Raw genomic sequence first — 5,398 nt, forward strand, 5'->3', positions numbered from 1 at the left:
CTTTTTCTTCTGGTGCGTTATCGATCTGGTCGAATGCACGAGCAGAACCGCCGTAGGTTTTAGCCAGAACGGTGGTGATAGCAGCAGTCAGGGTAGTTTTACCGTGGTCAACGTGGCCGATAGTACCAACGTTGACGTGCGGTTTGGAACGTTCAAATTTTTCTTTAGACATCGCTTGTCCCTCTAAGACACGGATTAATCGGTGATATCACCACATCAACCAGGCATTGCCTGAATCGTTGAATTTTAATGCACAGAGAAGAAGCAGGGAGGGAGATTTTGAAAGTGGTGCTGATACCCAGAGTCGAACTGGGGACCTCACCCTTACCAAGGGTGCGCTCTACCAACTGAGCCATATCAGCACGGCTTGGAGCGGGCAGCGGGAATCGAACCCGCATCATCAGCTTGGAAGGCTGAGGTAATAGCCATTATACGATGCCCGCATCCTGGAACTCGGCTACCTGTTCTGTCTGTAGCTTGTGAACAACAAGAAAAAGCTTTCCTGTCATTCGAATCATCCGGCATTTGCCTGATGACTTTGACTGTGCTTGAGCTCAGTCGGAAATCTTGATAACACACCCTGGGAGGCTGCTATCTTTGCAGATAAACAATTACTTGTTTTCTGCTTCGACTCAAAACTCAGAGTCGAAATGGTGGTGGGGGAAGGATTCGAACCTTCGAAGTCGATGACGGCAGATTTACAGTCTGCTCCCTTTGGCCGCTCGGGAACCCCACCTGGGGTACTTGATGGTGCCGGCTACCGGAATCGAACTGGTGACCTACTGATTACAAGTCAGTTGCTCTACCAACTGAGCTAAGCCGGCATCAAGTGGTGCGCATTCTAGGAAGACCTGGCCCATGATGCAACAAAAATATTGCGATAAAAGTTCTTATGCTCACTATTTGTGCAAAACCTCGCAAATTGGCTGCTAAACACCATAATTCCGTTCAATTAAACAGCAAGACGTCCTGTTTTCGACTGCATTCGTATGGGCCAGTGACAGCGTATTTCAGCGTTTCTTTTTTTAAGTTATCGGCAATTTTTTCTAACAGAATGCACCAGCATGCCGCGCCCGCACATTTTATGTGCAAATGCGGCGGTGAAGGGTCAATGGATCACGCCTAAACGCCGCTTCACAGTCTGGAACATATTTTGCTTATCTTTCATTGACTGACCAGACCCTATACCCCAGAGGAGGATTCGCATGAAAATAGTGATGCTTACTGCCGCCACCCTGCCGGTCTATCGTAGTCAGTTAGCCGAATTGTTAATGGATGCCGTTACTCATAATGCTCTGACTGACTATCAACCTATCCAAAATCGTGAAGAGGCAGCCAGCTACTTTCATAGCCTGCGCGATGCACTGGCAAAGGGAGAAAGACTCTTATGGGTAGCCTGCGACCAGAAGAGCGTCGTGGCCAGCATACAGCTGGAAATATGCGCGCGTCCGGATGGCCGTAATCGCGCTGAGGTCCAACAGTTGCTGGTTCATAGCCGCGCAAGGCGTAAAGGCGCAGGAAAAAGACTTCTGGCTGCACTGGAGCAGGAGGCAATGAACCGGCAGCGCGGTCTGCTCTATCTTGACACGCTGGCGGGAACGGCGGCAGAGGCATTTTATCGTGCACAGGGTTACAGCTGCCTCGGGGAACTTCCTGATTATGCCTGCTTAGCAGAAGGCTATTACTGCCCAGCCGTGATTTATTACAAGCGTCTGTTCAGGGTTAATCAGGTTGTGCGCCCGATTGCCAGTTAAAGTTATCATTAATGCGGGTGAGCTTCCGTTTGCACCCGCCGTGCATCTTTTTTCCTTCTTATTCCTGCCCTTCTGATGTTAACCTCCTGCCCATTGTGTTCTGATTTAGCCCTCAGTACTAAGGCCTGTCTCCGAGCCTTGCTCGTTGAAATAATATGGCTAACACACTGAAGGATAAACGATTGCTGGCAGAAGCATGTATATGAGCAAAAAAGATTCGTTGTTAACTACGCCCTATTTGCAATTCAACCGTACTCAGTGGGCCGCGCTGCGCGATTCAGTGCCAATGACCCTGTCTGAGGATGAAATTGCCCAGCTGAAAGGGATTAATGAAGATCTCTCGCTAGAAGAAGTTGCCGAGATCTACCTGCCGCTATCCCGACTGCTGAATTTTTATATCAGCTCTAATTTGGGGCGCCAGGCCGTTCTGGAGAAATTCCTCGGCACTAAAGGGCAGAAAGTGCCTTATATCATCAGTATCGCGGGCAGCGTTGCAGTAGGAAAAAGTACGACGGCACGCGTGCTGCAGGCTCTGCTTAGTCGCTGGCCGGAGCACCGTCGAGTCGAGTTAATCACCACCGATGGATTTCTGCACCCAAACTCGGTACTGAAAGAACGTGACCTGATGAAGAAAAAGGGATTCCCTCTTTCTTACGATATGCACCGGCTGGTGAATTTCGTTTCGGAATTGAAGTCGGGTGCCACGCAGGTTACCGCGCCGGTCTATTCTCATCTTATTTATGATGTGATCCCGGACGGCGATAAGATCGTTCAGCAGCCGGATATCCTTATTCTTGAAGGGCTGAATGTACTGCAAAGCGGCATGGATTATCCGCACGATCCTCACCATGTTTTCGTGTCAGATTTTGTTGATTTCTCTATTTATGTCGATGCGCCTGAAGATTTACTGGAACACTGGTATATCAATCGTTTCCTGAAATTCCGTCAGGGTGCATTCAGCGATCCTGACTCTTATTTCCATCACTACGCGCAGCTACCAGAGGAAGAAGCGGTCGGCATCGCGACTCAGTTGTGGAAAGAAATTAATCACTTAAACTTAAAAGAAAATATATTGCCGACTCGCGAACGAGCCAGCCTGATCATGACCAAAAGCTTTGGCCATGCGGTTGATTTGGTAAGATTAAGAAAGTAAAAAAGGGGCGATCAAGCCCCTTTTTTATTCATCAGCGATTAAATGGCCGGCTTAATTTCGGTGCCACGACACGATGGGTTTTTAATTTTGTGGTCTCAATGAAATCTCGCCACCAACCCAGGACTTCCTGACGCCATCCTGTTCAAGGATCAGGCCACCCTGCTGATCGATACCTCGCGCAATACCAAATATTTCCCGATCGCCAATCAGTAATTTAACCGGCCGGTCGATAAAATTATCCAGTCGGGCCCAGCGCCCCACAAACGGCGTCAAGCCATCTTGCTCAAACTCAGTCAGCGCAGAACGCAACTTGTTCACAATCTTCGCAGATAAAGCGTTACGGTCAACCTTCACGCCCGCTTCCTGAAGGTTTATCCAGCCCTGGTTTATCGCTTCGGCCGCCGGGGCGCGCATACCCAGATTGATACCGGCACCAATGACAATTTGAGCAGCATCACCGGTTTTTCCCGTAAGTTCGACCAGAATACCCGCCAGCTTACGATCTTCGAGATAAATATCATTAGGCCATTTGACACGGACATCAGCAGCACCGAGTTCCTGTAGAGCTTCAGCCAGCACGATACCAATGACCAGGCTCAACCCCATCGCTGCGGCCGGACCCTGTTCAAGACGCCAGTACATGGACAGGTACAGATTCACTCCGAAGGGTGAAACCCACTGCCTTCCTCGTCGCCCCCTTCCTGCCTGTTGATACTCGGCAACGCAGGCGTCTCCTGACTGCAGCGTGTCCATACGTTCAAACAGGTACTGGTTGGTTGAATCAATAACCGGGATGACGGCCAGGCGCCCATCGTCCAGGCGGGCATTGATTTCCTGTTCATTAAGTAACTGCATTGATGAAGACAGGCTGTAACCTTTTCCTGTGACCGTAAAAACATCAATACCCCATTCTTTAAGCGTCTGAATATGCTTATTGATGGCAGCACGACTCATCCCCAGTTGTTCACCGAGATGCTCGCCGGAATGAAACTCACCGTTAGCCAGAATAGAAACCAGCTTCAGGGGTACGGTATTATCTTTCATGCGAGTGCCTCCACTGCATTTATCTCGCCATTGGCAGCAATAAACCGGACTTCGGGTTCAAGCCAGACATTAAATTTCGCCGCGACCCGCTGACGTACAATGCGGGCCAGATCGACAATATCCTTCCCGGTCGCATTCTCACTGTTTATCAGTACCAGAGCCTGTTTTTCATGCACAGCGGCCCCTCCCTGACTAAATCCTTTAAGTTCGCAGCGATCGATCAGCCAGCCTGCTGCCAGTTTAACGTCACCGGTTTCCTGCGGGTAAAGCGGGATGGTGGGATAGTTTTTCTGCAGTTCCGTCGCAGCTTCTGCGCTGACCAGTGGATTTTTAAAGAAGCTGCCCGCATTCCCGGTCACCCGAGGGTCCGGCAACTTGCTACGGCGCATATGGCATACCGCGTCAAAAATCTGACGTGGAGTAACCGTCTGTGGATCCAGTTCTTTTAGATCGCCATAGCTGAGTACCGGTTTCCAGGCTTTGGACAATCGTAAACCGAGCGCCACAATCGCAAAACTATCACGGTATTGATGCTTAAAGATGCTGTCCCGGTAACCAAACAGGCATTGTTCTGACGTCAGTCGCTGGATGTGACCATCCGCCAGGTTAATGACATCGACATACGCGCATACCTGTTCCAGTTCGACACCATAAGCACCGATATTCTGGATCGGCGCAGAGCCCGCGCAGCCAGGAATTAATGCCAGATTCTCTAATCCCGGCACCCCTTCATTAAGCGTTAACTCAACCAGCTGATGCCAGTTTTCACCCGCACCAACATGCAGTAACCAGGCATCATTATGCTCCTGGATCTCTATACCTTTAAGCCGATTAATGATCACCTGACCAGAGAAGTCCTCTATAAACAGAACATTACTTCCTTCTCCAAGTAGCAGAGTGGGTTCGTTTTGCCGCTGGCTCAGCTGCCATGACAGGCACAACTGCTCTGCGTTCTCAGCCACTGTAATGTTGGCAGCAGCGGCTTCAAGAGAAAATGTGTTCCAGGGTTTTAGTGAGTTTTTCTGGCGGGACATAAGGCGGCCTTTACGAATTTAACTAGCTGTAGTGTAACCGATCGACAGGAAGTGGGTTTAGGATTTTCTGGGGGCTAATCGCTATTCAAACGTACACTGCCAACCCGTTTGCAAACATAATATTTTACAAAATACATGAACGACGGTAGAAAGATCCGTCTGAGAGGGCTGCCTTAGAGATCATAGTGAAACGTTTACTGCCTGGTTGACAGGCATGAACTGGCTGGGGATTTTTGGTGCAGAGTGCGGGAGCATGTTTTGTCGCTAAAATGTACACTGCCGCGAGGATTATCAGGTGCGTAAACGCAAAAAGGCCACCCGTAAGGGTGGCCTTCTGCTTTATTTGATGCCTGGCAGTTTACGGCCCACTTCCCTGTGGGCCGCCCTCCGGGTGTCGCGTTCGCGACATTCAA

5 protein-coding genes and 4 tRNA genes are annotated in these 5,398 nt (G+C 49.8%); 2 read left to right on the forward strand and 7 right to left on the reverse strand.

Annotated features, from left to right (window positions below; translation table 11 throughout):
• The 5 genes from PGH32_RS24430 to PGH32_RS24450 all read right to left on the reverse strand — a co-directional run.
• Positions 1–172 (reverse strand): GTP-binding protein (locus PGH32_RS24430; RefSeq protein WP_235163334.1); only part of this gene is annotated, 172 nt, incomplete at its 3' end.
• Between the two features lie 114 nt (positions 173–286).
• Positions 287–362: transfer RNA gene (locus PGH32_RS24435), tRNA-Thr, on the reverse strand.
• Positions 363–368: 6 nt separating this feature from the next.
• Positions 369–443 (reverse strand) — tRNA-Gly (locus PGH32_RS24440).
• A gap of 208 nt (positions 444–651) precedes the next feature.
• A tRNA-Tyr gene (locus tag PGH32_RS24445) sits at positions 652–736 on the reverse strand.
• Positions 737–748: 12 nt separating this feature from the next.
• Positions 749–824, reverse strand: a tRNA-Thr gene (locus PGH32_RS24450).
• Positions 825–1,205: 381 nt separating this feature from the next.
• Here PGH32_RS24450 and PGH32_RS24455 point away from each other — a divergent pair.
• The gene (locus tag PGH32_RS24455; RefSeq protein WP_314427653.1) at positions 1,206–1,754 is read left to right on the forward strand and encodes a GNAT family N-acetyltransferase; all 549 of its coding nucleotides are present in this window, start codon (positions 1,206–1,208) and stop codon (positions 1,752–1,754) included.
• A 202-nt stretch (positions 1,755–1,956) separates the two neighbouring features.
• Positions 1,957–2,907 (forward strand): type I pantothenate kinase, encoded by a 951-nt coding sequence (gene coaA, locus PGH32_RS24460; protein WP_314427651.1) that lies wholly within the window; start codon positions 1,957–1,959, stop codon positions 2,905–2,907.
• An 81-nt stretch (positions 2,908–2,988) separates the two neighbouring features.
• Here coaA and birA read toward each other — a convergent pair whose 3' ends face one another.
• Positions 2,989–3,951 (reverse strand): bifunctional biotin--[acetyl-CoA-carboxylase] ligase/biotin operon repressor BirA, encoded by a 963-nt coding sequence (gene birA, locus PGH32_RS24465; RefSeq protein ID WP_314427649.1) that lies wholly within the window; start codon positions 3,949–3,951, stop codon positions 2,989–2,991.
• A complete protein-coding gene (gene murB / locus PGH32_RS24470; RefSeq protein ID WP_337895395.1) occupies positions 3,948–4,985 on the reverse strand; it encodes a UDP-N-acetylmuramate dehydrogenase in 1,038 nt (345 codons plus the stop codon). The genes birA and murB overlap by 4 nt, the downstream gene beginning before the upstream one ends.
• Positions 4,986–5,398 lie beyond the last annotated feature (413 nt).

Origin of the sequence: Erwinia sp. SLM-02, assembly GCF_037450285.1 — a bacterium.
Lineage (GTDB): Bacteria > Pseudomonadota > Gammaproteobacteria > Enterobacterales > Enterobacteriaceae > Erwinia.

Bases quoted from the DNA above. Each gene is read 5' to 3' on its own strand.
- PGH32_RS24455 (WP_314427653.1), top strand. From the start codon at position 1,206: ATGAAAATAGTGATGCTTACTGCCGCCACCCTGCCGGTCTATCGTAGT.
- murB (WP_337895395.1), bottom strand. From the start codon at position 4,985: ATGTCCCGCCAGAAAAACTCACTAAAACCCTGGAACACATTTTCTCTT.
- coaA (WP_314427651.1), top strand. From the start codon at position 1,957: ATGAGCAAAAAAGATTCGTTGTTAACTACGCCCTATTTGCAATTCAAC.
- birA (WP_314427649.1), bottom strand. From the start codon at position 3,951: ATGAAAGATAATACCGTACCCCTGAAGCTGGTTTCTATTCTGGCTAAC.